Annotated in this window: 29 protein-coding genes, 1 tRNA gene and 1 riboswitch; of the genes, 13 read left to right on the plus strand and 17 right to left on the minus strand. The window is 59.0% G+C overall.

Annotation, left to right across the window (positions count from 1 at the left end; translation table 11 throughout):
* Positions 1-142: 142 nt before the first annotated feature.
* The 8 genes from IEX75_RS19760 to yccS all read right to left on the minus strand — a co-directional run bounded on the left by IEX75_RS19760 (position 143) and on the right by yccS (position 7698).
* Positions 143-499 carry a DUF7009 family protein gene (locus tag IEX75_RS19760; protein ID WP_188796974.1) on the minus strand — a complete coding sequence of 119 codons (357 nt, stop codon included), beginning with the start codon at positions 497-499 and terminating at the stop codon, positions 143-145.
* Positions 496-1044 carry a molybdenum cofactor guanylyltransferase gene (mobA, locus tag IEX75_RS19765; protein ID WP_188796975.1) on the minus strand — a complete coding sequence of 183 codons (549 nt, stop codon included), beginning with the start codon at positions 1042-1044 and terminating at the stop codon, positions 496-498. The genes IEX75_RS19760 and mobA overlap by 4 nt, the downstream gene beginning before the upstream one ends.
* Before the next feature lie 4 nt (positions 1045-1048).
* Positions 1049-1561 (minus strand): molybdenum cofactor biosynthesis protein MoaE, encoded by a 513-nt coding sequence (locus IEX75_RS19770; RefSeq protein ID WP_188796977.1) that lies wholly within the window; start codon positions 1559-1561, stop codon positions 1049-1051.
* Positions 1562-1713: 152 nt separating this feature from the next.
* Positions 1714-1974 carry a MoaD/ThiS family protein gene (locus IEX75_RS19775; protein WP_188796980.1) on the minus strand — a complete coding sequence of 87 codons (261 nt, stop codon included), beginning with the start codon at positions 1972-1974 and terminating at the stop codon, positions 1714-1716.
* A complete protein-coding gene (locus IEX75_RS19780; protein ID WP_188796982.1) occupies positions 1971-3218 on the minus strand; it encodes a molybdopterin molybdotransferase MoeA in 1248 nt (415 codons plus the stop codon). Before IEX75_RS19780 ends, IEX75_RS19775 begins: the two co-directional genes overlap by 4 nt.
* Complete coding sequence (gene moaCB, locus IEX75_RS19785; RefSeq protein ID WP_188796983.1) at positions 3215-4216, minus strand: bifunctional molybdenum cofactor biosynthesis protein MoaC/MoaB; 1002 nt, start codon at positions 4214-4216, stop codon at positions 3215-3217. The genes IEX75_RS19780 and moaCB overlap by 4 nt, the downstream gene beginning before the upstream one ends.
* A 3-nt stretch (positions 4217-4219) precedes the next feature.
* Positions 4220-5203 carry a GTP 3',8-cyclase MoaA gene (moaA, locus tag IEX75_RS19790; protein WP_188796986.1) on the minus strand — a complete coding sequence of 328 codons (984 nt, stop codon included), beginning with the start codon at positions 5201-5203 and terminating at the stop codon, positions 4220-4222.
* A riboswitch (molybdenum cofactor riboswitch) is annotated at positions 5199-5341 on the minus strand. Its footprint overlaps the gene before it by 5 nt.
* Positions 5342-5538: 197 nt before the next feature.
* Positions 5539-7698 (minus strand): YccS family putative transporter, encoded by a 2160-nt coding sequence (gene yccS, locus IEX75_RS19795; RefSeq protein ID WP_188796988.1) that lies wholly within the window; start codon positions 7696-7698, stop codon positions 5539-5541.
* 199 nt (positions 7699-7897) lie between these two features.
* Between yccS and IEX75_RS19800 the strand changes: the two genes are divergently transcribed.
* Together IEX75_RS19800 and IEX75_RS19805 are read left to right on the plus strand one after the other, a co-directional pair.
* Positions 7898-8668, plus strand: a complete 771-nt coding sequence (locus tag IEX75_RS19800) for an ATP-binding cassette domain-containing protein (RefSeq protein ID WP_188796990.1) — start codon at positions 7898-7900, stop codon at positions 8666-8668.
* Positions 8665-10146 carry an ABC transporter permease/substrate-binding protein gene (locus IEX75_RS19805; protein ID WP_188796992.1) on the plus strand — a complete coding sequence of 494 codons (1482 nt, stop codon included), beginning with the start codon at positions 8665-8667 and terminating at the stop codon, positions 10144-10146. The genes IEX75_RS19800 and IEX75_RS19805 overlap by 4 nt, the downstream gene beginning before the upstream one ends.
* 16 nt (positions 10147-10162) lie before the next feature.
* Here the strand turns inward: IEX75_RS19805 and IEX75_RS19810 are convergent, their stop codons facing one another.
* The 4 genes from IEX75_RS19810 to IEX75_RS19825 form a co-directional block, all read right to left on the minus strand.
* The gene (locus IEX75_RS19810; RefSeq protein WP_188796994.1) at positions 10163-10666 is read right to left on the minus strand and encodes a hypothetical protein; all 504 of its coding nucleotides are present in this window, start codon (positions 10664-10666) and stop codon (positions 10163-10165) included.
* 360 nt (positions 10667-11026) lie between these two features.
* Positions 11027-11221 (minus strand): hypothetical protein, encoded by a 195-nt coding sequence (locus IEX75_RS19815; protein WP_188796996.1) that lies wholly within the window; start codon positions 11219-11221, stop codon positions 11027-11029.
* A gap of 39 nt (positions 11222-11260) precedes the next feature.
* The gene (gene ligD, locus IEX75_RS19820; RefSeq protein ID WP_343213850.1) at positions 11261-11545 is read right to left on the minus strand and encodes a non-homologous end-joining DNA ligase LigD; all 285 of its coding nucleotides are present in this window, start codon (positions 11543-11545) and stop codon (positions 11261-11263) included.
* Between the two features lie 432 nt (positions 11546-11977).
* A complete protein-coding gene (locus tag IEX75_RS19825; protein ID WP_188796999.1) occupies positions 11978-12370 on the minus strand; it encodes a response regulator in 393 nt (130 codons plus the stop codon).
* A gap of 888 nt (positions 12371-13258) precedes the next feature.
* Here IEX75_RS19825 and IEX75_RS19830 point away from each other — a divergent pair.
* The 5 genes from IEX75_RS19830 (at position 13259) to IEX75_RS19850 (ending at position 15945) form a co-directional block, all read left to right on the plus strand.
* Positions 13259-13501: a hypothetical protein gene (locus IEX75_RS19830; RefSeq protein WP_188797001.1), complete on the plus strand. Its 243-nt coding sequence runs from the start codon at positions 13259-13261 to the stop codon at positions 13499-13501.
* Positions 13502-13813: 312 nt separating this feature from the next.
* Positions 13814-14293, plus strand: a complete 480-nt coding sequence (locus IEX75_RS19835; protein WP_188797003.1) for a PA2169 family four-helix-bundle protein — start codon at positions 13814-13816, stop codon at positions 14291-14293.
* Between the two features lie 365 nt (positions 14294-14658).
* Positions 14659-15009: a response regulator gene (locus IEX75_RS19840; protein WP_188797005.1), complete on the plus strand. Its 351-nt coding sequence runs from the start codon at positions 14659-14661 to the stop codon at positions 15007-15009.
* Between the two features lie 121 nt (positions 15010-15130).
* Positions 15131-15358, plus strand: a complete 228-nt coding sequence (locus IEX75_RS19845; protein ID WP_188797007.1) for a hypothetical protein — start codon at positions 15131-15133, stop codon at positions 15356-15358.
* Complete coding sequence (locus IEX75_RS19850) at positions 15355-15945, plus strand: DUF4142 domain-containing protein (protein ID WP_188797009.1); 591 nt, start codon at positions 15355-15357, stop codon at positions 15943-15945. The genes IEX75_RS19845 and IEX75_RS19850 overlap by 4 nt, the downstream gene beginning before the upstream one ends.
* Positions 15946-15949: 4 nt before the next feature.
* On the opposite strand, the gene IEX75_RS19855 is transcribed toward IEX75_RS19850, so the two are convergent.
* The gene (locus IEX75_RS19855) at positions 15950-16141 is read right to left on the minus strand and encodes a hypothetical protein (RefSeq protein WP_188797011.1); all 192 of its coding nucleotides are present in this window, start codon (positions 16139-16141) and stop codon (positions 15950-15952) included.
* Positions 16142-16529: 388 nt separating this feature from the next.
* Between IEX75_RS19855 and IEX75_RS19860 the strand changes: the two genes are divergently transcribed.
* The 3 genes from IEX75_RS19860 (at position 16530) to IEX75_RS19870 (ending at position 18493) form a co-directional block, all read left to right on the plus strand.
* Positions 16530-16679 carry an Em GEA1 (EM1) gene (locus tag IEX75_RS19860; protein ID WP_188797014.1) on the plus strand — a complete coding sequence of 50 codons (150 nt, stop codon included), beginning with the start codon at positions 16530-16532 and terminating at the stop codon, positions 16677-16679.
* A 207-nt stretch (positions 16680-16886) separates the two neighbouring features.
* A complete protein-coding gene (locus IEX75_RS19865; protein ID WP_188797016.1) occupies positions 16887-17888 on the plus strand; it encodes an RHS repeat-associated core domain-containing protein in 1002 nt (333 codons plus the stop codon).
* Positions 17885-18493: a DUF416 family protein gene (locus IEX75_RS19870; RefSeq protein ID WP_188797017.1), complete on the plus strand. Its 609-nt coding sequence runs from the start codon at positions 17885-17887 to the stop codon at positions 18491-18493. Before IEX75_RS19865 ends, IEX75_RS19870 begins: the two co-directional genes overlap by 4 nt.
* 1006 nt (positions 18494-19499) lie before the next feature.
* Here IEX75_RS19870 and IEX75_RS19875 read toward each other — a convergent pair.
* Positions 19500-19574: transfer RNA gene (locus tag IEX75_RS19875), tRNA-Val, on the minus strand.
* Between the two features lie 130 nt (positions 19575-19704).
* Here IEX75_RS19875 and IEX75_RS19880 point away from each other — a divergent pair.
* The gene (locus IEX75_RS19880; RefSeq protein WP_188797020.1) at positions 19705-20034 is read left to right on the plus strand and encodes a lipid-A-disaccharide synthase N-terminal domain-containing protein; all 330 of its coding nucleotides are present in this window, start codon (positions 19705-19707) and stop codon (positions 20032-20034) included.
* A gap of 106 nt (positions 20035-20140) precedes the next feature.
* Here the strand turns inward: IEX75_RS19880 and metH are convergent, their stop codons facing one another.
* From metH to IEX75_RS19895, 3 genes are all read right to left on the minus strand, one after another.
* Positions 20141-22825, minus strand: a complete 2685-nt coding sequence (metH, locus tag IEX75_RS19885; protein ID WP_188797021.1) for a methionine synthase — start codon at positions 22823-22825, stop codon at positions 20141-20143.
* A gap of 208 nt (positions 22826-23033) precedes the next feature.
* Positions 23034-24119 carry a homocysteine S-methyltransferase family protein gene (locus IEX75_RS19890; RefSeq protein WP_188797022.1) on the minus strand — a complete coding sequence of 362 codons (1086 nt, stop codon included), beginning with the start codon at positions 24117-24119 and terminating at the stop codon, positions 23034-23036.
* 9 nt (positions 24120-24128) lie between these two features.
* Positions 24129-25055: an ArsR/SmtB family transcription factor gene (locus IEX75_RS19895; protein ID WP_188797023.1), complete on the minus strand. Its 927-nt coding sequence runs from the start codon at positions 25053-25055 to the stop codon at positions 24129-24131.
* Positions 25056-25182: 127 nt separating this feature from the next.
* On the opposite strand from IEX75_RS19895, the gene IEX75_RS19900 reads away from it, so the two are divergent.
* Entirely contained in the window at positions 25183-25434 is a 252-nt protein-coding gene (locus tag IEX75_RS19900) for a type II toxin-antitoxin system Phd/YefM family antitoxin (RefSeq protein WP_188797024.1), read from the plus strand.
* A gap of 12 nt (positions 25435-25446) precedes the next feature.
* A complete protein-coding gene (locus IEX75_RS19905; protein WP_188797025.1) occupies positions 25447-25851 on the plus strand; it encodes a type II toxin-antitoxin system VapC family toxin in 405 nt (134 codons plus the stop codon).
* Positions 25852-25892 lie beyond the last annotated feature (41 nt).

Genomic DNA, 25892 nt, shown 5'->3' on the forward strand with positions numbered 1-25892 from the left:
AGGCCGGAATCCAGTTTAAGTACGCTGTGCGCAGCACTCAAAATAAGGTTTTGCGCGCTTCGCGCAACGTATTTGACTGGATTCCGGCTTTCGCCGGAATGACGAGTGACTACCATTGTGTCCAAATGGCAGTGCAAAGCGTTCATGAAACATCTCCTCCTGAAGATTTATGCAAGCGCTTGCGTGCGCTATCTCGCACATCCACATCAAACATGATCTGCAACGTCTCGCCACTCGGCGTGGACAGCGAGAACTGCAACCCATCCCGCGTCGGCAACCGTTCGCTAAGCGCGCGCACCTCCGATTCCGGCAAAGAGATATGCAGCACCGTGCTCTCCCGCCGCCATTCGATCCGCGGCGACAAACTGACTTGCTGCATCTCCACATGCCCATCGGGCAGGCTGGTGCGATTGTCGGCCGAGCCGCCTTCCAGCAGGCGGGCCAGTTCGTTTTCATCAATCCGCAGCCGCAGACTCTGGCCTTCCAGTTGCACTCTCATGCATTCACCTCTCGCCAGGTTTCTTCCGTATTGCAGTCGATCAATTGTGCAGCTTCTTCAGCGGACAGTGTGATCTCCTGTACGCCAACCTGTTCCTGCAGCGCACGTACGGAGCGTGCGTGCTTGTCACGGGATGCCAGCAGCGACGCCAAGGCATCGCGGCACGCTGCATCCAGCCGCAGGCGCATGGGTAGCATGTGATCCGTAAAGCGTACGCAACCGGCCGCAGCCTTGGTGTTGCAAAGGCGCGCAAGCAATGCAGGTTGCAATCGTGGCATGTCGACGGGAATGATCAATAGCTCGCCGTCTTCGCAAGCCGCAGCGACACCTGCAATGCCGCCGACCGGACCGGCTTGCGGTACCGGATCGGTGACGCCGTGGTAGTCAGGGCGATCCCCGCTCACTCTCACCTCATGCACACCTGCGGCCAGCAGCACATCGATCTGGTGCTCGATCAGCGGGCGGCCTTCCCATGGCAACAATGCCTTGTCGCGCCCCATACGCGAAGAAAGTCCACCGGCCAGCACCACGCCGATCAAGGGCATATGTTCAGTGCTCGTGCCCGTGGGCATGCGATTTTTTGCCATGAACGGCCGTGCGTTCGGCTTCGCGGTGTTCCTCGCACAGGGAGCAGCCTTCACTCCATGCACTGTCGCCGTCGACGTAGTGCTCTTGCTTCCAGATCGGTGCTTCATGCTTGACGGCTTCAATCGCCAGGCGGCAGGCGCGGAAAGCTTCATCGCGGTGCGGCGTGCCGGCGGCGACGATGACGGCGATTTCGCCGATGCGTAGGTCACCTTTGGCATGCGCGATGTACAGCTTCATCGGGCCGCCGATTTCCTTGCGGGCGCGTTCGCCGATGGCTTCGAACATGCGCAGGGCAAGCGGCTCGAACAAGTCATAACTGATACCGGTGACGACGCGGCCGAGATTGTGCTCGCGTACCTTGCCGATGAACATGTCGATGCCGCCGAAGCGTGGATCGGAAACGAAGGCGAGGGCGGCGGCGGGATCGAGTTGCGATTCGCAGATGTCGACGACGGCGGTGTGTAGGTCAGTCATGTTTCTTCTAGTGTCTTCAAAAGGCGTTGAGATTCGGCCTTCATTGTGTCGTCATTCCCGCGAAAGCGGGAATCCATTTGGCTCTGATGCAAGAGCGAAGATGGATTCCCGCTTTCGCGGGAATGACGGCCGTGAGGCGAGTGCCAGGTATATCAACCCCCACTCACCGGCGGCAAGATCGCCAGCTGTCCATCCTCCGGCAACGTGCGATGGTTATGCAGAATTTCATCGTTGCTGGCAAACGCCGAGCGCTGCACGAGGCTCGCACTGATATGCGGCGCATGCTCGTGCAGATGATCGCGCAGCAATTCGCGCAACTCGGCGACCGTGCAATGCTCGGGTGCTTCCAGTTCGAGGAAGCCGTGCGGATCGGCATCTCGTAGGGCGCCGAACAGGGCGATGCGGACCTTCATGCAGCACTCCCGTAAGGCAAGGGAAATTCAAGATGGCCCACACCGTAGACATCGACCAGTGCACCGGCGGGTAGCGCATCCACCTCGGCGGGCACTACCGCCCACGCATTGGCGCCGGCCAGCGGGCGGATGCGGTAAGACTCCTGGCCGTCCAGCACCTCTACGCCCAAGCGACCTTGAGCGTCGACATGCAAGCGGCTCTTGAGATGAAAACGCAGGCGCGGCTTTTTGCTGTATGGCGTGACCAGCGCAATGCGGCGCGACGTTTCCCGCGGCATGCCCAGCATCACGCGTAGCGCCGGCTCCACGAAGAAACGCAGTCCGACGGCCACGGCGATGGGATTGCCCGGCAAACCGAACAGCAACACGTCACCGGGCAAGCGCGCGAACAGCAGTGGCTTGCCCGGGCGTATGGCCACTTTATGAAACAGCGTTTGCGCGCCAAGACGTTGCAGTGCGTGCGGCACGAAATCGTAGCGGCCCATGGAGACGGCGCCGCTGGTCACGATGACCTTTGCGCCTGCGCTTAGCGCGCGGCGCATGGCGGATTCGAAGGCATCCGTATCGTCACCTACCGTTTCCACGTGCACCACGTCGGCACCAGCCAGTGGCAGGCGTGCAGCCAGGAAGGGGCCGTTGGAATTGCGGATCTGCCCCGGTTCCAACGCTTGCGCGGGATCGTCGACCAGCTCGCGGCCGGTGCAGATCACCGCCACTCGCGGCCGCTCGGTTACCGTCACGTTTGCGATGCCGAGTGCTGCAAGCAGCATCAGGTGCTGCGCTTGCAGCGCGATGCCGGCGTCCAGCAAGGTTTCGCCGCACGCCACATCCGAACCTGCCGTGCGCACGTTCTGGCCGGGCGTGACGTCGGCCAGCAAACGGACACGCGATGGCGCGAAGCGTTCGGTCTGTTCGACCGGAATCACGCGATCGAGCCCATCGGGAATGCGCGCGCCGGTCATGATTTCCCACGCGCCGATGCCGGCGTGCACAACGCCGTCGCCGGCGGCTTGTTCGCCTTCGATAGCCAGTTCGGTGCCTGCCGGAACGATGGAGCTGCCGCTCAGCGCAAAACCATCCATGGCGGAGTTGTCGAAGGGCGGCAGGTTGACGGCGCTGATCACCGGCTCGGCAAGCACACGACCAAGGCATGCACTGAGCGAGCAATCTTCCGTGCCGAGTTTCGCGCTGGCACCGAGCACGATGCGCAAGGCTTCGTCGTAGGCGAGCGTGTCCTGGCTCATGCGTGTCCTCCGCCTGCGGCCATGCTTATCGCATGCGCGAGGATGGGCGCCAGAATATCCATGCCTTGTGCTACTGCCTTCGCGCTGCCGGGCAGCGCGATCACCAGCGTGCTGCCGACCAGCACCGCATCCGCGCGGCTCAGCCAGGCCATCGGCGTGTGCTGGCTGCTTTCGCTGCGGAACAGTTCGCCGATGCCGTCGACGTGGCGATCTGCCGCCATCGCCAGCGCTTCGGGTGTGCGATCGCGCGGTCCGAGGCCGGTGCCGCCGGTGCAGAGAATCAGTTTGATACCGCTGCCGGCCAGTTCGCGCAGGCGTGCGGCGAGTGGTGCAGGTTCGTCCGGATGCAGCTCGACGTCATGCACGTCCGCGCCCAGTTCGCGCAGGCGTTCGACCAAGAGTGGGCCGGAAGCATCCGTGTATTCGCCACGGCTTGCGCGGTCGCTCAGCGTGATGACTGCAGCGCTGATGCCGTCGAGTTTTGCCAGGCCGCGCGGCTTGTAGTGTTCGCGCTCCGCGTCGCTCATGCCATCCGGATGCAGCCACAAGCCTTTCTTGCCGCCTTCCTTGAACAGCAAACGCACGCCACCGAATGAAAGTGCGGGTTCCACCGGTTTGGTCAGATCGTAAAGCGTAAGCAGGGCAGCACTCGCGCCGGCCAGTGCTTCCATCTCCACGCCGGTGCGGGCAAACGTCGCGACTTCGCAGTAAACGCGGATGGCGTGGCGCTCGCTCACCGGCTCGCAGCGCACGTCGATGTATTCCAATGGCAGCGGATGGCATAGCGGCATCAGTTGCGAGGCGTTCTTCGCGCCTTGCAGGCCGGCGATTTCCGCCATCACCATGGCGTCGCCCTTCGGTAGGCGCCGTTCGACGATTTGCGCAAAAGCGTCGGCACCTGCGCTCAATTCGCCAATTGCCACTGCTCGTCGCGCAGTGATGCGTTTGCGGCGCACATCTGCCATATGAAAATGGGCGCCATCCTCGCGCTCATGCATGAATCAGCCTCCGGTAGATGCAAGATGAGGTGTAATGCCGGTGCGGCCTTCGTGCAGGAAGTGCCCCTGTTCCTTGCGGCCGATCTGGCCACCGATGGCGCGTACCAGGTCTTCGACCTGGTCGTCCGACTGCAGCAGCGGACGCAAGGGAATGCCGAATTCGCCGAACAGGCAGAGCCGCAGATCGCCGGTCGCCGTGACGCGCAGGCGGTTGCAACCCGTGCAGAAATCCTTGGAATACGGCGCGATGATGCCGATGCGGCCGGCGTAGTCCGGATGACGGTATTCGCGCGCGGGGCCAGCGTCGGCGGCACGCGGCAGGACCTGCCAGCCGTGTGCTAGCAGTTCGGCTTCCAGGGTTTCCGCACGTACGTGGTGGTCGTGGAAGAACGACAGGTTGTCGCCGGTCTGCATCAGTTCGATAAAGCGCACGCCAATGCGACGGTCGCGCAGGTAATCCAGCCAGGCCGGCAATTGTTGGTCGTTGACGTCGCGCAGCAATACCGCATTGAGTTTCACCGAAGGCAAGCCGGCAGCCAGCGCCATGTCGACGCCGTGCAGGATGTCGTCCAGCCGGTCATGTCCAGTGATGCGGGCGAAGGCTGCGCGATCCAGGCTGTCCACACTGACGTTGATGGCGTTGAGGCCGGCATCCATCCACTCGTGCAAGTGGCGGCTGAGCAAGGTGCCGTTGGTGGTCATCGCCAGCTTGGTGATGCCGGGTACGGCTGCGGCAGTACGCAGGATGTCCGTCAGGTCCTTGCGCACGCTCGGTTCGCCGCCGGTGATGCGCAGCTTGTGCATGCCCAGTTCCGTAAAGCCGCGCAGCAGTCGCGTGATCTCCGGCAGGGATAGCGGCGCGGCGGCATTCGCCTCGGCGTGATAGCCGTGCGGCAAGCAATACGTGCAACGGAAATTGCACGCAGGAATGATCGACAACCGCAAATACGGAAACCGACGGCCGTAGCGATCAGCCAGCGGGGACATGCATCTTTGCTCCTTTCCAAGTGGGGAGGCGGTCGCGTTTCCGCGGTCGCCCTGGTGGTCCCTAAGGGGATCACGGACGCCTGGCCGTATTCCGGGTGAGGGAACCTTAGGCCGGGTGTCTCGGAGTTGTGTGTGGTGCGCTCAGAGGTGAGTGTAACTATCCGCTGATTGGAGGGAGACGTCTATGACGGTTTTGTCAGGTTGGTGGTTGGTGCATGGGGTCTGGCGCTATATCGGGACAGAATGGCGCCTCTTTCGTAGGTTGGGGTGCAAACCCCAACATCGCCATGTCCATCGGATCGGTATGTTGGGGTTTGCACCCCAACCTACGGGCTTCAGCCAGTTCGGATATCCCGCACCACACTTCCCAACCGATCCCGCTGCGCCAGTATCAGCGTCAGCTGTCCCAGCACCAGTCGCGCCGTTTCATCCTCCACCCCATCCACCTGCGGCACGGTGCTCTGTTCGGCCTCACTTTCCAGTGGCAAGGTGGCTGCGTTGGTCAGCAGCGCATCGGCCAGTTGTTCCAGCTTAGTCACGGCCAGATTGCCGGCGAGGGTGACGGTGTCGCGGGCATCTGTGCGGCTGATCGCCTGGCGGTGTGCGCCCAAGGCGGAGATGTGTCCAAGCATGGTGTGGGCGATGGTGAGGAAGCGCAGCAGATCTTCGTTGCCGCGTCGCTGGCGGCCTGGTTCGCGCAGCATGTTGGCGAGCATGCCGCTGAGCGCGGCGTCAGCGTTGTGGGCTTCGCGGCGGGCGATGCGGTAGGGCAGGTCGTCGCGCTTGCCATGTACATATTGCGCGATGACTTGCTGCAAGTAGCGCGCGTCGTTGCGCAACGTGTTGGACAGCACCTGGTCGAGCTGGCGGCCTTGCCAATCCGGCAGGATCAGGTAGATGGACAGGGCGGCGATGGCGGAGCCGATCAGGGTATCAAGCAGGCGCGGCCACATGACGTCGTAGCCATTGCCGGCCTCGCTGAAGCAGAGCACCACGAAGACGGTGATCGATGCGGTAGCGAGCGTGTAGCGCCGCAGCCGCGCGGCAAAGAACACCACGCAGGAGAGCACGATCAACAGCAGTGGCCAGGGTGCAGCGGGTAGCAAGCGCAAGGTGGCCCAGCCGATCACCACGCCGATCACCGTACCGGATACACGCTGCAGCATGCGCGTGAGCGTGGCGCCGTAGCTCGGCTGGCAGACCAGCAAGGTGGTCAGCAGGATCCAGTAGCCGTGCAGCGGATGCACCAGGCGCAGCACGCCGAAGCCGGCCGTCAGTGCCAGCGCCAGGCGGACTGCGTGACGGAAGCGCGACGAACGCGGCGTGAGTTGGATGGTGATGCGTTGCCAGACCTCCCCCAAGGTTTGCGGCCCCGGGTTTTGCAGGGCGCTGTCTTCGCCGTCGAGGGTCATCGGCGTTTGATCGTTTTCCAGTAGAGCCTGGATGGCGGTGATATTCCGCAGCAGCGCGTCCAGCGAGCGCAGCAGTTGTTCGGATGGTGTTTGCGGGTTGCCGCGCGATGCGTAGATGGCGTTGCGCAAGTCGCTTTGCGCGGCACGTAGATCGGCGGCAGGCTTAGGTGAGGTGCGCAGACGCAAGGCTTCGGCCTGCCCGCGGCACTGGTGCGCCTGCAGGTGCAGGATGTGTTCGCAGCGGAACAGCACATCGCTGTGATAGAACGCCTCGGCCAACTCCGCATAGGGATAATGCGCGGAGCTGATGCGTTCATGGATGTCCTGCGCTTTGAAGTACAACTGCAGGCGCGCCGCCGTGGCACCGCGTGGGCGGCGCATGCCGATGCGGTCGATCAGCACGATGCGGGTGTCATTGAGTGCTTCCACCACCTGTTCGTTCTGCATCGCCAACGTCAGCAGCAGTGCATCGCGATCGTTGCCGTGTACAGGCGTGAACAGCGCGGCCTTGGTTTCCAGGTAATCGCCCAGCGCATCGAACACGCGGGCCAGCGCGTGGCGCACGGCGAGCTGGGGCGAGAGCACGCTCCACAGCAGCGACAACAAGCCATACCAGGCGGCGCCGGCCAACAGCTGCAAAGGCTCGGTCAGCAGCGATGCGGGTGGATGCGGCTGGTCGGTGCCGATCATGGTGTACACGGCCAGGATCAGCGTACCGCCGGCAATGGTGGCGTAGCGCGCGCTGATCGAGCCGAGCATCACCAGCACGAAGGTCATCACCGCCAGCGCAAACGCGAACGGCCATGGATAAGGCAGCAGCCATTCCACCGTAAAAGCCACGCCGGCAAAGCAGCACAGCGTGACCAGCAGGGTGAGTGAGCGGCTGCGCCAATGATCCTCGGTTTCGGCCAGTGCACAGGCGATCACACCCAGCATGGCGGGGATCATCGCGGCAGCATGGTGGCCCCACAGGCAATACAGAATCACGCCACCGAGTGCGAGCAGCACGCGCTGGCATTCGGCAAAACGGTCCGAGCCACGGAGGCGGCGCCAGTAATGGAGCAGGGCGGGGTGGGAGGGCATGCTGGGTAGGATACATGCTGCTTTGCAACATCCACCTTTCATCGCCAGGTTTGTCTCCTCACGTAGGTTGGGGTGCAAGCCCCAACATGGCTTGACCACAGACATGGTGATGCTGGGGTTTGCACCCCAACCTACGATGGAATGACGAGCGGTGAGGCATACGCTAGATTTCAACCCTCCGCCGCCACCCCATTCCCGCATGCCCTCCACCAGCAACGCCTCCTCCGAAGCGTTCGAGCTCCGCGGCGTCAGCAAGCGTTATGGCAGCGTCATCGCGTTGGATGACGTCAGCCTGCGTTTTCCTGCGGGTAGCAATACCGCGCTGATCGGCAGCAGCGGTTCCGGCAAATCGACCTTGCTGCGTGTACTGCTTGGTCTGGAGTGGCCAGACAGCGGCGATATCTGGGTGGATGGTTCCGTACTTGAGCTTGCGCAAGTACTGGCGCTGCGTCGGCGCGTGGGTTACGTGATCCAGGAAGGCGGCCTGTTTCCGCATCTCACCGCGCTGGGCAACTTGGGGTTGTTGCCGCATCACCTGGGCTGGAGCCGCGACCGCATCCGCCAGCGTGCGGAAGAACTTGCCGTGCTGACGCATCTGCCCGATGGCGTGCTGGAGCGTTATCCCGCCGAGTTATCGGGTGGCCAGCGCCAACGCGTGGCATTAATGCGCGGATTGATGCTCGATCCCGATGCCTTGCTGTTGGATGAGCCGCTGGGGGCGCTCGATCCGATCGTCCGCCATGAATTGCAGGACGAGTTGAAGGCGATCTTCGACCGGCTCGGCAAGACCGTCATCGTCGTCACGCACGATATGGCGGAAGCGGCGTGGTTCGCCGATCGCCTGGTGCTGATGCGCAACGGCAAGGTGGTGCAGGATGGACGGCTGGACGATTTCTGCCGTCGTCCGGCCGATCCCTTCGTTACCCGCTTCGTGGAAGCGCAGCGCACCTTGCAAGGTGTGTCGTCATGAAACGAGTGTGGCTGGCGATGATGGCCTTGCTGCTGCTGCCCGCGTGGACGCATGCAGCGCCAGTGCGCATCGGCTCCAAGCAATTCACCGAATCGGTGATTCTCGGCGAAGTGGCGCGCCTGGCCGCAAGGCAGGCGGGTGTGCAAGCCATGCATCAACGCGAGCTGGGTGGTACTGCGATTTTGTGGAGCGCGTTGCAACACGGCGATATCGATGCGTATCCGGAATACACCGGCACGCTCACCCATGAGTTGTTGAAGAACGTACCGCCGGATGCGGATATCTCCACGCTACGCGCTGCGCTCAAGCCACTCGGCATCGGCATCACCGATTCGCTGGGTTTCAATGACACCTACGCCATCGGCATGCGCGAGGATCGTGCTGCACAACTGGGCATCCGCCGTCTTTCCGACTTGGCGTCACACTCGGAACTGCGCTTGGGCTTCTCCAACGAATTCATGGCGCGCAGCGACGGTTGGCCGGGTTTGCGTCAACGGTACGGCTTGCTGCAGAAGCAGGTGCGCGGGCTGGATCACGCGCTTTCCTACCGCGCGCTGGCCAGCAATGCGGTGGATGCGATCGATCTCTACAGTACCGATGCGGAGATTCCCTACTATCACCTGCGCACGCTCGAAGACGACCGGCATTATTTCCCACCGTACGACGCGGTCTACCTGTACCGGCTCGATCTGGAACAACGTTCGCCGGCCTTCGTCGAGGTGCTGAAGAACCTCACCGGTCGCATCAATGCCGATGCGATGCGGCAGATGAACGCGATGGTGAAATTGCATGGCGAAAAGGAGACCGTGGTCGCCGCAGGTTTCCTTGGCGTGCAGCCGGATAGCGACGGCGCCGGGTTATGGGCTCGGCTGTGGCAGCGAACCGTGGAGCATCTGCGCCTGGTGCTTATCTCACTGACGGCAGCAGTGTTGCTCGCGATACCGCTGGGCGTGTTTGCGGCGCGTGCGAAACGACTGGGCCAGCTGGTCATGGCGCTTAGCGGCGTGCTGCAGACCATTCCCTCGCTGGCCATGTTCGTGTTCATGATTCCGTTCTTCGGCATCGGCACCTGGCCGGCCATTGCTGCCTTGTTCCTGTATAGCCTGCTGCCCATCGTGCGCAATACGTATGCGGGGCTGGTCAGCATTCCGCCGGATCTGCGCGAATCTGCTGCCGCGCTGGGGTTGCCGCGCGGTGTGCGGCTACGCCAGGTGGAACTGCCCATGGCAACGCGCTCGATTCTGGCGGGCATCAAGACGGCGGCAGTGATCAATGTCGGCACGGCGACACTCGGCGCGTTGATTGGCGCGGGTGGTTATGGACAGCCCATCGTTACCGGCATCCGGTTGGACGATACGGGTTTGATTCTGGAAGGGGCGATTCCGGCCGCATGCATGGCGCTGGTGGTGCAGGGTTTGTTTGAAGGCGTGGAACGCTGGCTTACACCGCGAGGAATGCGCTTGGAGGCGCGGCAGTGACGCCGAAGATCCATCGCTAGCGAGGGCGGCGTACTCTCAGCGTCGAACCGCCCTTGGCCGCATCCACACTGCGCTGCACGTCTTCCTGCGATGCACGCCCCAGGGATGGCCACATGGCCGGGTCTTCGCGGCGGCGCAGACCTTGTTCGTGCGAGCGGACGGAACTTGCACCGGCGACATCAAGCAAGTCGCACACATCATCCATCGTCATTTCGCCATGCAGCTCGATCACCAGTGTGGAATGCCCGATCAGGCTTGGATCAGGTAATTGCAGAGGTATGCGATCGGATGAGAAAGTGTGTTTCGGTTTATCGCGTCCGGTGCTCGTATCGATGCGGCCAGTGTGGCTGGCCTGCGACACCACCGTGGTGGGGGCACTGGAACTGGAAGGCGAGTTGCCAACGCTTTCGTCGCAACTCAGAACAATTTGTTCACGCCGAATGCCCCTGGACAGTAACTTTTCCGCGGCCGCGTTAGCGTCGAATTGTGTATCGAAACAGGCAACGACAAGTTCAGTCATGATCATGCTCCATGACGTTCGCTGTTACGTGGCACTGTAGAACTTTGAACATAACTTGCACGTGAGCGATGAGATATGGACGCACCATGCGTCCACAACGTCATGCGCAAGTTTTCTCGATGGATACATGCGAATCACGCCGCCGATGCTAACTATGCGATGAACCTTGTGGATCATTGCTACATGGCTAGTAGATGGCCGTCATTCTCGCGAAGGCGGGAATGACGGCCGAGCAGGGGACCTTAAATCAACGCTTGCGGCACTGGTGATAAACCAGCGGGATCTCCACTGCGCTTCTTGCACGCTTGCTGGATCAACTCGCTCCCTTGCAAATAGAGGAGGGAGTAGTAGTGCCAGGTGTTATCCCTGATCCTCATCTGCCGACCCGTTCAACCCCGCTGCATCACCATTGATCAGTTCGGCCCATTTCAACTCGATACCTCTGCGGTGGGCTTTACGCGTGATCTTCAGCCCTTGTGCATCCATCACTACCGTGTAGGGCTGCCCTTCTACGTCGATTTCGCGCCTCAGGGGTTTTTCAAGCGTAGTCGTCATGTGCGGTTCTCCGGGGTAGATGGAACAGGGCACTGTTCGTTATGCAAAAGTTCCGAGCGCTGTATCGAGTGATTGCTCGACGGTGTCGATGCCTACCCATGGGTCTTTGCGCAATCGCGCCAGACGCTTGGGAAGGGAGAGGATGTTGAAGGCATTGCCGCGTTCGATTTTCGATAGTTCTTCCCAGCGCAGTGGCGTGGCGACCGATGCACCCGTGCGGGCTCGCAGCGAATAGCTGGCGATGCTGGTGCTGCCGTGGCTGTTGCGCAGGTAATCGACGAAGATCTTGCCGCGGCACATGGCTACCCTTCGGAACCACTGCATCTGGTTTGGACACCCTGGCGTTTCCGAAATCGTGCTCTCGCTGATATTCCCGAAGGCTCACGTGCGCTCTGCCGTGACAGTCTTGTGTATGGGCGACCTTGCAACGGGATATGTCAAGGGCAGGGCAAGCGAATGTGACCAGGATGTTGGCATCTCGCTCCCTCTGCCTTCAAGGAGATGATTACGGTGAGGGGCATGCTTGCGAAATGAGCGATAGTCTTGGAAATGTTTGTGCGGGTTTCTTGCTAAAAGGTGAATCCTTCGCAAGATTGTTTCATCACCTTAACTTTATCCCCAGCAGGTAGAGGAGATTAAAGGGTGAGCTTTTTTGCAAGGTATTTCGCATCGATCCGAAACTCAGCAATTCGATGCGCGCGACGGGAGCCAATACCTTGCGGGATGATCGTGATACCAGCGCCAGCACGTCGCCTTTCAATCGTGCCGTTTATAGCTGTCGCCAAGGCTGAGGCGGGCAACGCTGCGCCCGATGGCACGTAGCAATTCCTGCTTGCCGTAAGGCTTACGCAGCACCGTCGTATCTCGCTGATTGCGGCAGCGAGATTCGAGCGTATCCCAGTCGCCGGATGCCAATACGTAGTGGCTGTTGTGCAGGCATCGGCGGATTTCCCGCGTAATTTCTTCGATCGATTGACGGCAGCATAGATGCATGTCCATCACTACCACATCGATATCAGGATGCATGCGTGATAGCCGTAAGGCATCTGAGACGCCCAAAGCCTGAGAAACCTCATAACCTTCTTTCTTCAACGCGTGCTGAAGAAGATCTCTGGTGTCCAGGTCGTCTTCGACGACGAGTACGTGCATTCCCGCCTCCGCATGCACGGTAATCCCGCATTCCCCTGCTGCGATCATTCACTTGCGGGGTGACCTGCATGTGAAAGAAAGATGTCGTGCATGTGTCAGCAGTCTTCATCAACTTGCCTGATTAATTAATGGATCAGCGGCTGGCATGCTGATCTGTTTATTCATGGCTCGATTCAATACGGCTTAGATCGATCTATCGCTAATCTTCACTCCAGGCAAACCGGCTGCGTTGCATTGTGCGTGTTCAAAGCATCAGCTGTTCTCTTGAACGGAAGCGATATTCGCATGGAGATCGATCACAAATGTGCCTATGGACCTTGCCAGTGCAAGGTTGCCCAATGGGGCGAGTATTGCAGTGACAACTGCCGCCAGGCGGATAAGCTGCGCACAGAAAATACGCAATGCAGTTGCGGGCACAAGGCCTGCACGGCTGCTCAGAGTGGATGAGCCAGCGTCGGCAGACTGCAAAGCCTATGTCCCTCGAATTCGATCAGAAGGGGATCGACACTATCCGTTTCCCCCGCGTGGCGCCATGCTGGATGTAAACCGTTTTGGCGCCTCGGCTCTGGGCGAAACGGTGGTGAAGGAATACGGGTTTACGGTCGATCGGGTAGGTCTCTGCTGCGTTGAGCGAACCAAAAGGAGGGAATAGATGCACTGAGAGTTCGTTCATGAAAGGCCGGCTTTTTAGCGGCCTTGAGGCCGATTGTCAGGGTCTATTCGGTTTTTGAAACATGGCGTTGACAATTACTCCACGAAATCTTGCATACAAGGGGGTCAAGGTGAGGCTTGTAATCGTTAAATGAGATAGGCGGCTTAGGGCGATGAACGATTACAGATCCACTTGGCACGACGCGAAAATTTCCATGTCACGTCAGGAGAAATCTCATGAATCGCACGACACTTGCTATTGCAGTTGCCTGTATCGGCTTTGCCTTGGGCGGCTGCAACAACAATCCCAACAGCAATCCCAGCGGCAGCGCGCCGGCGAATCCTTCCACCGCATCTGCGCCTGCCACCAACCCGGCTCCAGCCCCGGCACCGGCAAGTACGGCAGCCATGCCGCCGGCTACGAACGGTACTGCACCATCGCCAGCAACACCGGCCGCACCGTCGACCGCTGGGCATTGATAACACCTCAGTAACACTTGCTCTTGTCTTAGCGGCTTGGGTTAAAAAGAAAAACTCCCTCTCCCTTCCGGGGAGAGGCGGAGGTGAGGGGTGCAGTAGTAGATAGGTTGGGTGCAAACCCGGCTTCGGCATGTCCATGCATCGCGATGTGGGTTTTGCACCCCAGCCCACCGGGTATTCATTGATCGCCATGGCAACCGTTTTGCGGCTGCCGCGTCACTTACGTCGCAAGCCGAAAATTTTTACCTAGTTTCCGCCCGGTTTGTACGCGCATGCATTCAAGATAGCGTACTGGTGTGGGGAGAAGAACTCATGAACGCGGACGGCGACATCAGCATACTCAATGTCCTCATTGGTGCCACGATGGATAGTGCCAGGCATTACCACAAAGTGGCGGGGAATGTCGGCAATCCGAGAATTCGTGCCTTGTTCGATCATCTTTCGGTCCAGCGCAAGCTGATTGCGGAGGAGCTGCAAGACCAACTGTCGGCGGTCACCGGCAATCCGCAGAGCGAGAGCATGCCGACCACGCATCCCTTGCGCCTGTTCGGCAATCTTCGCCATGTAATGGACTATGGCTACTGCGCACTGATCGACGAAGTGGAACGCTGCGAGGAGCGCATCAAAGGAAAGTACGAGCGCGCCTTGCTGGACGACCGGCTTTCCAGACTATCGCGCGCGGTAGTGCAGAACGCCTTTGAATCGGTGCAGGAAGGCAGCGCTGATCTGCATGCGTTGAAGCGCTATCCGCATGCGGAACACAGCCACAGTGAGCGGCTGGAGCACTGGTAAGAGGCGATCAGCAGTAAGACGGCGTGTGCGGTGTGGAGCCGTGCCTCCTCATGGTAGATGGCGCGATAGGCACCGGCGGGTATGAACCCCGTCAGCAGCACGACGAACACGATCCAGCCGATTCGTTTATGCCCCCAGACAAAAGACTGCTGCCTAGGCAAGCTAGTCAGCCATACGTTGCCCATTCGTGAACGAACATCATCCGTTGGCAAAAGATGACGTTGTCTTGACTCTGCTTTCACAAGTCGCATCCCCGTTTTCGTTATTGTCGACGAGTCAGGAGTGTGTTCATTGTCCGTTGTACTGGCGCCGAATACCGTTCGGCGGATCGCCGGATTCGGCATATGAAGTCGGGTGGGGATGGCATGAAGACTGTTCTGCTCGTGGATGACAATAGGGACGTGCTCGAAGTGACCGCGTTCATGCTTGAGGATGCCGGCTACGAAGTCGTGGCGGCAGCCGATTCCGAGCAAGCCTTGCAAGTGGCATCGGTGCGTCCGGACATTGGCGTGGTGGTGACCGACCTGAACTTGAAAAAGGGCATGAGCGGCATCGAAATGGGTAAGGCCATGCACGAGGAAGGGTTGAAATGCCCCATGATCGTGATGTCCGGCGACAGCGAACCGCCTGGGGGAGAACTGCAGTCATGGATGAAATACCTATCCAAGCCCTTTGATCGCAAGACCTTGCTGGCTGCCATCACCGAGCATGCATAAGCCGGTAACGATGCGGGAGCATCGGCTGGCTGGCACAAATCGTCCTCAATCGCAGGAACGAGCGTACGCAGGAACGCAAGCCAGCAACCCGGCGTGAAACAGTTTGAGCAAAGGCTGGTGTATGGAGCACGAATCCGCGCGGGTGCGTATCCGGATGGGGTTTGTCGGCGCGTTTTCCTGTTCGGGTGCCGATCGACGGGTCGAACATTCCATGCTGGCGCGGCAAACGCTCCAGCAGCTTCTGGGTGCCGTGCAGATTGCGTATGTGTATGTGCAGTTAGCTGCGGCCAAATCGAGTTACGTGATGGAGCAGATTTACGATGAATCCGGCGGGCGGAGGCAGCCGTGACGAGGGTGCGTGTATTCGCGTCCGCCCGCATTCCATTGTTCCTGTGCTTTGTTGTCCTGCCTGCCGTTGGTCTTGCGCAGAAGACACCCAAGGCACCAAAGCAGAACGAACACCGCCCTTTGCTCGATGCGCGCGAACGGGCCTTTGTGGCGCAGGCAACGTCGGACGATGACATGCAAATCACGCTGGCCAAGCTTGCCATGAGCAAGTCGGGCAATCCGCGAATGAGAGCGCTGGCAAGCAAGATCGTCAGCGATCACACCGCGCTCAATCTGCAATTCGCGCAGTTTGCCTCCACGAAAGGCAGCAAGGGGCGTGCGCAGGGCGTACCGGAGAACATTCGTGCGATGCAAGCACATTTGCAATCACTGCAAGGCGATGCCTTCGATCAAGCTTTTGCCGGCATGATGGTGAAGGAGCACCGCAAGATCATCGTGGCTTACGAAGCAGCCGCGAAAACTTCCGCCGACGACCGGCTGAAAACCATTGCTGCGCGTGGCATTCCCGTACTGCAAGAACATCTGGATGCGGCGCGTACGCTGATGAAGCAAGGCAGCACCGCGGAGCATCGGCGGGGAGACAAATAAGGGATTACCACTCGGCCCAATTGGCATGCCAGCTGGCAGCCTTGTCTGCTTTTTTCAGAGGCAGGCGGTCGTCTTGCCGCTTGCTTTGGCCGGATCGGCCAGCACGGCGCAACGCCTCTTTCAACGTCATGTGTTCCTGTTCGGACAGGCTGATCTTGCGCCTGCGTCTGGCGATGGTGGCGTTACGGATGCTCATGGTGTTCCAAATAAAGACAGCGATGCGGCAGCTTCGCAGCGGGGGCTTGAAGAGAATGCGCATGCCGCGTCAATGCGTTAGTTCACGGGGATGCGCAGTGAGAGGCGGTTTTCGGTTGCAAGCATGCGGGGGTGATATGTCAGTTCGATGAAACATCCCTTGTGCGTACGCAGGTGCTTTTTCGTATCGAATGGCCTCCCGTGCTGCGCAAGGTTTCATTGGCGCTTGCATGCCGCTTTGCAAATAAGCCGATGTGCCGGCGCAAAGGTTATTGACATGTCATGGCAAAGGGCTCGATGCGTGTTTCACCGGTGCCTCGATAGATTCAATCGCCTCGACAGGTTTACGCGGAATCGAGTCACTCGTATCTAACGAACAGGTAAGCGTCATGCCGAAGAAGCAGACGCAAGTTGCCGGCAACATGACGGTACGCGAAGCCGGCCAGAAGGGCGGCGAGGCCCGTAAGCAAGAGCTGGGCCCGGAAGGTTACGCGGAACTCAGCCAGCGCGTCCGCGACCTGGCCAAGAAGGGCGGGTAGTCCGAATGATGGCTAGGGGTGCGGGTACTTGCATCAATCAAGCAATAAAAAAGCCACCGGGAGGTGAAATAGGTTGGTGGGCGTTACAAGGATTCAGCGTTTCGCTGGAGGTTAGTGACAGTATTATGTTGCTAGACCATCTGAGATTGCTGACGGGCTGCTTTGCGGTAACCTAGCGAAACCGTTTAGGGACAATTAGGGGTAAGTATGACCGGTCACGGAGTTCGGCGGTTATCGTTCAAGTGTATATTCCATTTGCTGCTCCTGCTTGCTTGTGGCGCATTGCACGCCCAGCAACAGGGGACAGTCACGTACGTATATACCGATCCGCAGGGGACGCCTTTAGCAGAAGCGGATGCTAACGGGAACATCACCAAGACTTACGACTACACGCCGTACGGAACTACGGCATTAGGTACGCCCCCTAATGGACCGGGATATACGGGACATGTTAACGATCCCGAGACAAATCTCGTCTACATGCAGGCTCGATATTACGATTCTGCGACTGGGCATTTTCTAAGTGTTGATCCAACCACGCCATCAGCGGGCGGTACATTCACGTTCAATCGATATGCTTACGCTAGTGACAACCCGATTGGAAATGTTGATCCAAACGGGAAGCAAACGATACCTCTTGCGAATGAGTTGGGAACAGATGACCCAGCCGTGATCAATCGGGTGCAGGTGGCTCAATTGGATAATGCCGACAACATCATGGATGTTGCACGGCAGTTGACCGATCCGCTCGTTGCAGAAGCTCCTGAGCTTGGTGCTGTACCAGCAATGATCAGCAAGGTAGCTGATGTTACTTTTGCGGCGTCTAAAACGACCACATTGTTGAAGGCTGCAGGTTCAGAAGTGCCCGCCGCAGAACGTGTTCAGGGACTAACTAATCTCCTTGATCCGGTCGCTCAGACTAAGCGCACAGTTGCGGTCTTAGATACCTCCCAAGGTACACGGGTGCTTGCTTCTGGTGGCCGAGATTTAAGTCCAGCGCAGCGCGCAACTCAGCAGGCGGGTGAACAACTGGCGAGGCAGCCGGGTGCGCACGCTGAGGTGACCGCACTCAACCATGCTGCGAACAACGGACTTACTCCTTCATCGATCACTACATCACGCCCAATTTGCCCTTCATGCCAAGCTGCGATACAGCAGTCGGGTGGAACGGTTACGAGTCCGACTACAGCGCAGTGGCCGAAGCAATGACTGTATTAAAATATGATGAGCAAGCACTTAAGCAACAGCTGTCAGCAATGCCCGAGAGATCCATCGTTGCATTTGCGTTGTGCTGTTCTACTCGGCAGCTGAACGCTTTTGAAGCCTACGCTGATAAGTTTTTGCCTGAAAAGCGAGAAGCTGCCCGCCACATTGTTGAAAGCCTTTGGGCGACAATAATTTTTGGGGAAAACACCCCGGTCATGTGGTCCGAACAACTGGCTATAGTTGAAGAGACATATCCGGATGAACAGGATCATTGGGCTCCGTTTCACGTTTACGGCGGCAATGCGCTATCTTCTTTGATATACACGATCCGAAGCCTCTTGGCGTCTGCAGACGTTCAAGAGGCTGCGTGGGCAGCACGAATTGCCTATGAATCGGCAGATCAGGCTGCGCTACGTTCTCTCGATAAAATGCGCGGGTCGCCTGAAATAGAACAATTAGTGGTCGCGAGCGACATCGTCCAGCGTGAATTGCATCGCCAGTCTGACGATCTTCAGTCGTTAGCTATCGACGATCCGGGAGTGATTTTGCATCTCAAGAGTCTAGCCATGGAAAGTCGAGTGCTGACTTTAGATGAGATGCTTGTTTGATCCTTGACTGCCAAATTTTATCCTTGCTTCTATCAATCCATAAACGCATAACGAGCGCTTTCGCGAAGAGATAGATGTCGCGCTAAGGAAGTAATGTGACCGAGAAAACATGGCCACTGCGCTATTCTGAAGATGAGTTTTGGGTGCTCGTCCACAGGCACAGGACAATTGGCGTGTTGGAAAGGAAGTGGTCATTTGCTCGGAACGAGCAAGGACAGAAAGTGCTTCTCCAAGCTAACTAGAGACATTATTTAGCCCCTGTATTGCCTGATGCATGAATCATTCGTGAAATGGATTGTGCATCTGAGTAAACGGCTAGACGTCCTCTTCCTCACACTGAAAATAGGCGTTCTTTCTTTTTGGGTCGATGACTATTTCCAACTCACCGTAACCACTTTCAGAGTTCTCAATATCGGCGCAACCCGTAGGAACAACCTCGTTGAATTCGCACTTGACGATAATGTGAGTCTTTCCGTTGATATCTTGGATGGACGCGATTGATACCTCTAACGAGTCGTCGTCTGGCCACCTTCTTTGCACATTACGTCCAATGGGAGATCGCTGCTGATGCTCTGAAGTTCGTTGAGGAAAATCCCTTCGAATTTATCCGTGCCAAGCACCTCCATCGATTCGGGAAGTTCAATAAATCTCTTGAGTCCACTTTGCATGTGACGTCACCGTAGATGAGGACTGCTGTGTATGACTGCGGACTTCGCCCAAGGAGCGTTCAAACACTTTCTTGAAGCGATCTGTAGATCGTGGCTACTCCAACATTGAATCATTCCGCCATGCGAGCCCCCCGTGGCGTTGCTGCAGATGAGCTGTCCGATTGTAGGTTCACTACAAAGCAACGTTACTGAGCTGTATCGAACTCGAGAATTGGCTGTATTGTTGGCATTGGCACACAAACAAAAAACCGCCCCTTTTTACAGGGGCGGTTTTCCATACTTTTTTCGTACTCGGCATTTTCGATGATGCCGAAAATTGCCTAAGTCGTTGAATAGATTGGTGGGCGGTACAAGGATCGAACTTGTGACACCTGCCGTGTGAAGGCAGTGCTCTACCGCTGAGCTAACCGCCCGCCGGGAACGCGCAACTATACGGACCAGGAGGTAAAACGTCAACCATTTGTGGGGTGGCTGCGTTGCTTGGCGTGGGCTATCGCCCTTGGGCGGCTAAAATACCCTGTTCCCTTTGCCAAACGGCTCCCCATGCATTTCGATCTCTCGCACATGCTGCATGCTCTGCAGAATTTCCACCTTACGCCTTGGAAGGTGGTCGGCTTCCTGGGCACCTTTATGTTCACCGGGCGCTGGTTCGTGCAGCTTTATTACACGCGCAAATACAAGCGTGTGGTGATGCCGCTGTCGTTCTGGTGGATGTCGGTGTCGGGCAGCGCCTTGTTGCTGGCGTATTTCGTATTCGGCAAGAATGATTCCGTGGGCATTCTTTCCAACTTCTTCCCGGTGTTCGTGTCGGTGTACAACCTGGTGATGCATATGCGCAATCACGGCGGAGATGAAATTGGGGATAAGGCGTAGGTCGGAATGACGGCACGCTTCGAAATGGCATGTAGCACGTAGACTGGGATGAAATCCCAGCATCGCCATGCTGATAAGAACCGGGATTGGCATCCCAGCCTATAAACTATTCCGGATCGTAATCCAGGTTGGGCGCCAGCCAACGCTCCGCTTCTTCCCGCGTCCAGCCCTTGCGCTTCGCATAGTCTTCCACCTGCTCGCGCGTGACACGCCCGACCACGAAGTACTGGCTGTCCGGATGCGAGAAATACCAGCCGGAAACCGCTGCGGCCGGATACATCGCGAAGCCATCCGTCAATTGAATGCCGGCGTTGCGCGTGGCATCGAGCAGCTCGAACAGCGCGGTCTTCTCCGTGTGATCGGGGCAGGCGGGATAACCAGGAGCGGGGCGGATGCCGCTGTACTTTTCGTCGATCAGCGCTTCGTTGTCGAGGGACTCGTTTGGCTGATAGCCCCAGAACTCGCGACGCACGCGTTCGTGCATGCGTTCGGCGAAGGCTTCGGCGAGACGGTCGGCGAGGGCCTTGAGCAGGATGGCGGAGTAATCGTCGTGCTCTGCTACGAAGCGCGCGACGTGCTCCTCAATGCCGATGCCGGCGGTAACGGCGAAGGCGCCGATCCAATCCTGCTTGTTGGTTTCCTTGGGAGCAATGAAATCGGAAAGGCAGAAATCGGGCCGCTCGACGGGCTTTTCAGCTTGTTGGCGGAGGTTGTGGAGGTGCCGCTTTCCTTCCGGAAGCTGGATCTCGATGTCGTCACCGACACCGCAAGCAGGCCAGAAGCCGATCACCGCACGTGCCGTCAGCCAACGCTCGGCGATGATCTTGTCGAGCATGGCCTGCGCATCGCCGAACAACTCGGTGGCTTGCTTGCCGACGACGTCGTCTTCAAGGATGGCGGGGTAACGGCCTGCCAGTTCCCAGGCCTGGAAGAACGGCGTCCAGTCGATATAGGTACGCAGTTCGCTCAGGTCGTAGTCGTCGAACGTCGTAATGCCGGGCTTCTTGGGTTGTGGCGGTGCGTAGCTCTGCCAGTCGCGGGTAAAGCGCTGCTTGCGCGCGTGTTCCAGCGGCACCAGTGTTTTTGCGGCACCCCGTTGTTTGTGGCGTTCGCGGATGTCTGCGTATTCAGCGCGGATCTTCGCCATGAAGCCGTCGATCAACTCCTTGCTCACCAGGGATTGCGCGACGCCGACGGCGCGCGACGCATCTTTTACCCAGACCGTGGGCGATTTGTAATGCGGTTCGATCTTCAGCGCGGTATGCGCGCGCGAGGTGGTGGCACCGCCGATCAACAGTGGAATCTGGAAATCCTGCCGCTGCATTTCGCGTGCGACCTGGCTCATTTCTTCCAGCGATGGCGTGATCAGGCCGGACAGGCCGATGATGTCGGCTTTGTGTTCGCGCGCGCTATCCAGAATCTTCTGTGCCGGTACCATCACGCCGAGGTCGATCACCTCGAAGTTGTTGCAGCGGAGCACCACGCCGACAATGTTCTTGCCGATGTCGTGCACATCGCCTTTCACGGTCGCCATGACGATGGTGCCGTTGTTCTTGCCGGCGTCGCCGGTGCGCAGTTTTTCCGCTTCGATATAGGGCAGCAGGTATGCCACTGCTTTTTTCATCACGCGTGCTGACTTCACGACCTGCGGCAGGAACATTTTGCCGGCACCGAACAGGTCGCCGACGATGTTCATGCCGTCCATCAGCGGACCTTCGATCACGTCGAGCGGACGCGTGGCTTGCTGACGTGCTTCTTCCGTGTCTTCATCGACGAATTGGTCGATGCCGTGTACCAGTGCATGGGCAAGTCGTTCGCGCACGGGTTTTTCGCGCCAGGCGAGGCTTTCGGTGACTACTTCGCCTTTCTTTCCCTTGAAGCGGTCGGCGATTTCCAGCAGGCGTTCGGTGGCGTCGGCGCGGCGGTTGAGCACGACATCTTCCACGCGTTCGCGCAGTGCTTCGGGCACGTCGTCATAGATCATCAACGCACCGGCGTTGACGATGCCCATGTCCATGCCAGCCTTGATGGCGTGGTACAGAAACACGGAGTGGATCGCCTCGCGCACGGTGTTGTTGCCGCGAAACGAAAACGAGACGTTGGAGACGCCGCCAGACACGTGGCTATGCGGAAAGCGCTTCTTTAACTCGCGCGTGGCTTCGATGAAGTCCACCGCGTAGTTGTTGTGCTCTTCGATGCCGGTGGCGATGGCAAAGATGTTGGGGTCGAAGATGATGTCTTCGGGCGGGAAGTCCAATTTCTCGGTGAGCAGCGTGTAGGCGCGCGAGCAGATGTCTACTTTGCGTGCACAGGTATCCGCCTGGCCTTGTTCGTCGAACGCCATCACCACGACCGCGGCGCCGTATTCGAGCACCTTGCGTGCGTGCTCCAGGAAGAGGTCTTCGCCTTCCTTCATGGAGATGGAATTGACCACGCCCTTGCCTTGCAGGCAGCGCAGGCCGGCTTCGATGACGGTCCACTTGGAAGAGTCGACCATCACCGGCACGCGTGCGATGTCCGGTTCGGCGGCGATCAGATTGAGGAAGCGCGTCATCGCGGCTTCCGAATCGATCAGGCCTTCATCCATGTTAACGTCGATAATTTGCGCACCGTTCGCCACCTGCTGGCGCGCGACGTCCACGGCTTCTTCGTAGCGATCTTCCTTGATCAGTTTTTTGAATTGCGCCGAGCCGGTGACGTTGGTGCGTTCGCCGACGTTGACGAACAGCAGGTCCGGCGTGATGACCAGGGGTTCGAGGCCGGAAAGGCGGGTGTGGCGAGTTGTATTCATCGAGGGCGATTTTGCGACGGACAGTTCCCTCTCCCTTAGGAGAGAGGGTTGGGGTGAGGAATGAATCTTGCGGAATAGCAGCGGCACCCCATGGGGACGTTATTCCCGCGAAAGCAGGAATCCATCTTTGCCTTTTGCGTCAGAGCAACATGGATTCCCGCTTTCGCGGGAATGACGGCCATCAAGGCAAGCGGAATGTTCGGTCTGCTCATGCCGCTTCTTTCTTCTCAACCGATAGCGCACGCGGCGCATACTTGCTCACCGCCTCCGCAATGGCCTTGATATGCGCGGGCGTCGTCCCGCAACAACCGCCCACCATATTGAGCAGCCCGTCGCGCGCAAAACCGCCAATCACTGCGGCCATCTGCGCCGGCGTTTCATCGTATTCGCCGAACGCATTGGGCAAGCCTGCGTTCGGGTGTGAACTGATGTAGCACTCGGCCGTGTTGGCAAGCGTTTGCACATGCGGACGCAGATCGGCAGCACCCAGTGCGCAGTTCAAGCCGACCGAAAGCGGGCGGATGTGCTTTACCGAGTAGTAGAACGCTTCCGCCGTCTGGCCGGAAAGCGTGCGGCCAGAACGATCGGTAATGGTGCCGGAGATCATCACCGGCACGCGGCTGCCGCGTGAGCGGAACAATTCGCTCAATGCGAACAGCGCTGCTTTAGCGTTGAGCGTGTCGAAGATGGTTTCCACCATGATCAGGTCGGCGCCGCCATCGAGCAGGCCACTGCCTGCTTCGGTGTAGTTGTCGACCAGTTCTTCAAAGGTGACGTTGCGAAAGCCGGGGTCATTGACGTCGGGCGACAGCGAAGCCGTACGGCTGGTGGGCCCAAGGATGCCGATCGCGAAACGCGGCTTGGATGGATTTTTCGCCGTGTATGCATCGCAAGCAGCACGTGCGAGCTTGGCGCCTTCGCGGTTCAACTCATACGCAAGATGTTCGAGATGGTAATCGGCCTGGCTGATGCGTGTGGAATTGAAGGTATTGGTTTCGACCAGATCCGCGCCGGCTTCGAGATAGGCTTCGTGCACGCCGCGGATGATGTCCGGCTTGGTCAAAGTGAGCAGGTCGTTATTGCCCTTCAGATCGCACGCGCCGGGATGATCGTGCGCATGCGTGTGCTGGCTGTCGCAGCCGTCGGCGAAGCGATCGCCGCGAAAGCCGGCTTCGTCCAACTGATGTCCTTGCAGCATGGTGCCCATGCCGCCGTCGAGAATCAGGATGCGTTCGCGCAGGGCGGCTTCGAGCGCGGCAACACGGTCGGGATGACGCCAGGGGAGGGTGCTCATGTGGACTCCTTACGGCTTGCGTGCGAGCAGGCTGATGACTTCGAAATGCGGTGCCTTGCGCTCGCGGCTCAGGCGATTGCAGCTCAACACCTCGAGCTTGGCCTGCGTGACCAGCTTGGTGAGGTCGCTTTCGGTGAAACCAAGATTGCGGTGATCGAACGGTTCGACCACGGCACGGTGGTCGTGCCTGCCCAACGTGGCGGCCAGTAGCTTGCCGCCAGGGCGTAGTACACGGGCGGCTTCGGCCACGGCTTTGGCCGGCTGTTCCGAATAGGTAAGCGCATGCAGCATCAGCACCAGGTCGAAGCGGCCGGCTTGCAGCATCAAGGCGTGCATGTCGCCCTGGCGCACTTCGACGTTGCTGAAAGGCGCCAGCCGTTTGGCTGCCGCTTCCACCACGCGCTCGCTCGCATCCACGCAGACGATCGAGCGTGCATGCGGCGCGAGTAGTTCGGCCGTCACGCCATCGCCGGAGGCGATGTCCAATACGTCGCCGGTTTCCAGCAATTGCAGCAGCGAGCGGGTGAGCGTTTCCCAGGTGCGGCCGGGCGAGTAATGGCGCTCCATGTCGCCGGCCACGGTGTCGGCCCAACCTTGCGAGTTGGCGCGCTGGGCCAGCACGGCAATCAACCGTGCCGCGTCTTCCCGCAGCAGGGCGTCGTCGATGCTTTCGCGAAGGGAGCGGATCAGCGCGTGCTGGCGTTCATCACCTTCGCTGTTGGCACGGTAGTAGGCCGAAACGCCCGCGCGGCGATCGCGCACTAGCTCGGCTTCTTTCAGCTTGGCCAGGTGCGTGGAGACGCGAGGTTGCGCCAGATGCAGCACCGCAGCCAGCTCCGCCACGGTCAATTCTTCCCGCTCGAGCAGGGCCAGCAGCCGCACGCGAGTGGGATCCGCCAGCAGGCGCAACACGCTGGAGGCGGTGGCCAGATCCATCGTGCATCCTTATATCGCGATAGAGAGATGGTTAAGGGTAGGCGCGAGATGGCGAAGCGTCAAGGGTTAAGGTTCCGGGCTCGATAGTGATAAACTAGTCATATGACTAGTCAGATGGTGATCCCGTATGCACACTTGGCCGGTACAAGACGCAAAAGCACGCTTCAGCGAACTACTGGATGCTTGCACCACGGAGGGTGCGCAATTGATCACCCGACGAGGTGAGGAAACTGCCGTGCTGATTCCTATTGCCGAATGGCGACGCATGGTCGAGATAGCGCGTCCTTCGCTCAAGGCCTTGCTACTTTCCGATGTTGGCCGCACCGACCTCGAAATTCCTAAGCGCGGCGTTCGGCGTCGTCGCCCAACTTCGTTCTAAGCAGGGATATGCATGTTTTTGCTGGATACCAATATCGTCTCGGAGTTGCGCAAGCCGCGTCCGCACGGTGCGGTCGTTGCGTGGATCGGAGGAGTCGACGATGCTCACTTACATCTGAGCGCTGTCACATTGGGCGAGATACAGGCGGGCATTGAACTCACTCGTGAACAGGATTCTGATAAAGCCACGATCATCGAGGCATGGCTTGAGCAAGTGGCTGCAACTTACAACGTGCTGCCGATGGATGTCGCCACATTCCGCTGTTGGGCCAAGTTTATGCATCGACAGTCCGATACGGTGTCGGAAGACGCCATGATCGCGGCGACGGCGAGCGTCCATAAACTCACTGTCGTTACGCGCAATACGAGGGATTTCGAGCGTTTCCCTGTAGCTTTGCTCAATCCGTTCCAGACCTGACGTTTGTATCTCTGTTGCCCCGCAGCAAGGCTCATGCAGCC

The organism is Dyella nitratireducens, from assembly GCF_014642835.1.
GTDB lineage: Bacteria > Pseudomonadota > Gammaproteobacteria > Xanthomonadales > Rhodanobacteraceae > Dyella_B > Dyella_B nitratireducens.

Excerpts from the sequence above, each read along its gene's own strand:
- IEX75_RS19880 (WP_188797020.1), top strand. The coding sequence starts at position 19,705 with ATGCATTTCGATCTCTCGCACATGCTGCATGCTCTGCAGAATTTCCAC.
- IEX75_RS19895 (WP_188797023.1), bottom strand. The coding sequence starts at position 25,055 with ATGGATCTGGCCACCGCCTCCAGCGTGTTGCGCCTGCTGGCGGATCCC.
- IEX75_RS19855 (WP_188797011.1), bottom strand. The coding sequence starts at position 16,141 with ATGAGCATCCGTAACGCCACCATCGCCAGACGCAGGCGCAAGATCAGC.
- ligD (WP_343213850.1), bottom strand. The coding sequence starts at position 11,545 with ATGCAGTGGTTCCGAAGGGTAGCCATGTGCCGCGGCAAGATCTTCGTC.
- IEX75_RS19900 (WP_188797024.1), top strand. The coding sequence starts at position 25,183 with ATGCACACTTGGCCGGTACAAGACGCAAAAGCACGCTTCAGCGAACTA.
- IEX75_RS19815 (WP_188796996.1), bottom strand. The coding sequence starts at position 11,221 with ATGACGACTACGCTTGAAAAACCCCTGAGGCGCGAAATCGACGTAGAA.
- IEX75_RS19760 (WP_188796974.1), bottom strand. The coding sequence starts at position 499 with ATGAGAGTGCAACTGGAAGGCCAGAGTCTGCGGCTGCGGATTGATGAA.
- yccS (WP_188796988.1), bottom strand. The coding sequence starts at position 7,698 with ATGCCCTCCCACCCCGCCCTGCTCCATTACTGGCGCCGCCTCCGTGGC.
- IEX75_RS19870 (WP_188797017.1), top strand. The coding sequence starts at position 17,885 with ATGACTGTATTAAAATATGATGAGCAAGCACTTAAGCAACAGCTGTCA.
- IEX75_RS19800 (WP_188796990.1), top strand. The coding sequence starts at position 7,898 with ATGCCCTCCACCAGCAACGCCTCCTCCGAAGCGTTCGAGCTCCGCGGC.
- IEX75_RS19890 (WP_188797022.1), bottom strand. The coding sequence starts at position 24,119 with ATGAGCACCCTCCCCTGGCGTCATCCCGACCGTGTTGCCGCGCTCGAA.
- IEX75_RS19835 (WP_188797003.1), top strand. The coding sequence starts at position 13,814 with ATGAACGCGGACGGCGACATCAGCATACTCAATGTCCTCATTGGTGCC.
- mobA (WP_188796975.1), bottom strand. The coding sequence starts at position 1,044 with ATGCCCTTGATCGGCGTGGTGCTGGCCGGTGGACTTTCTTCGCGTATG.
- IEX75_RS19845 (WP_188797007.1), top strand. The coding sequence starts at position 15,131 with ATGGAGCACGAATCCGCGCGGGTGCGTATCCGGATGGGGTTTGTCGGC.
- IEX75_RS19865 (WP_188797016.1), top strand. The coding sequence starts at position 16,887 with ATGACCGGTCACGGAGTTCGGCGGTTATCGTTCAAGTGTATATTCCAT.
- IEX75_RS19810 (WP_188796994.1), bottom strand. The coding sequence starts at position 10,666 with ATGACTGAACTTGTCGTTGCCTGTTTCGATACACAATTCGACGCTAAC.
- IEX75_RS19905 (WP_188797025.1), top strand. The coding sequence starts at position 25,447 with ATGTTTTTGCTGGATACCAATATCGTCTCGGAGTTGCGCAAGCCGCGT.
- moaCB (WP_188796983.1), bottom strand. The coding sequence starts at position 4,216 with ATGCATGAGCGCGAGGATGGCGCCCATTTTCATATGGCAGATGTGCGC.
- IEX75_RS19825 (WP_188796999.1), bottom strand. The coding sequence starts at position 12,370 with ATGCACGTACTCGTCGTCGAAGACGACCTGGACACCAGAGATCTTCTT.
- IEX75_RS19770 (WP_188796977.1), bottom strand. The coding sequence starts at position 1,561 with ATGACTGACCTACACACCGCCGTCGTCGACATCTGCGAATCGCAACTC.
- IEX75_RS19780 (WP_188796982.1), bottom strand. The coding sequence starts at position 3,218 with ATGAGCCAGGACACGCTCGCCTACGACGAAGCCTTGCGCATCGTGCTC.
- IEX75_RS19830 (WP_188797001.1), top strand. The coding sequence starts at position 13,259 with ATGAATCGCACGACACTTGCTATTGCAGTTGCCTGTATCGGCTTTGCC.
- IEX75_RS19860 (WP_188797014.1), top strand. The coding sequence starts at position 16,530 with ATGCCGAAGAAGCAGACGCAAGTTGCCGGCAACATGACGGTACGCGAA.
- IEX75_RS19805 (WP_188796992.1), top strand. The coding sequence starts at position 8,665 with ATGAAACGAGTGTGGCTGGCGATGATGGCCTTGCTGCTGCTGCCCGCG.
- moaA (WP_188796986.1), bottom strand. The coding sequence starts at position 5,203 with ATGTCCCCGCTGGCTGATCGCTACGGCCGTCGGTTTCCGTATTTGCGG.
- IEX75_RS19840 (WP_188797005.1), top strand. The coding sequence starts at position 14,659 with ATGAAGACTGTTCTGCTCGTGGATGACAATAGGGACGTGCTCGAAGTG.
- IEX75_RS19775 (WP_188796980.1), bottom strand. The coding sequence starts at position 1,974 with ATGAAGGTCCGCATCGCCCTGTTCGGCGCCCTACGAGATGCCGATCCG.
- metH (WP_188797021.1), bottom strand. The coding sequence starts at position 22,825 with ATGAATACAACTCGCCACACCCGCCTTTCCGGCCTCGAACCCCTGGTC.